We start from the raw sequence: 502 nt of genomic DNA, 5'->3' as shown, positions 1-502 counted from the left end.
GCTGGTTTGTATTATTTTCAAGTTACCGATCCATCAGGTAAATGTTTGTTATCAAGCACTTTAGATAGCGCAGACACCAACGGTGGTACCTGCTATCAAGATGTAAAAATCAAAGGCAAGAACGCTAGAAACGCCGAAGAGTTTTACGCAGAACCATTAGCCTGTCGTCTTTTCTATTTCGACGGTGAAGGTGGTGTGACATATATGAATGACGTCGTCACCATCACTCAAGAAGTTAAAGTGCGCGGCAAAATGGTCACCCAATCGATAGGCATAGAATGTCGACATCAATTGGGAAGTGAGTATTTAGATGTCGACCCTACTTCTCTGCCTGATGGAGAAACCATACAGCTATTTCCATTTGCCAACACACCTAACTCCGGTGGGGTTTACAAAGCTTGGGTATCCACAGCAGCGAGCGTAGAAGCCGCTTGTGAAGGTACTGACCTGTATGGCGAAGAAACTGGTGAAAACTGTGCCGGGTTCTTTGGATTTATCCCTC

1 pseudogene is annotated in these 502 nt (G+C 45.0%); it reads left to right on the top strand.

Going from position 1 to position 502, the window contains the following annotated elements:
• Window positions 1-502: pseudogene (locus R8O10_RS27840) on the top strand (hypothetical protein); the annotation flags it as partial.

It is taken from the genome of Vibrio sp. 1727 (genome assembly GCF_033344415.1).
In the GTDB taxonomy this organism is placed as follows: Bacteria; Pseudomonadota; Gammaproteobacteria; order Enterobacterales; family Vibrionaceae; genus Vibrio; species Vibrio alginolyticus.
This window is presented reverse-complemented; position numbering and strand designations above follow the sequence as displayed.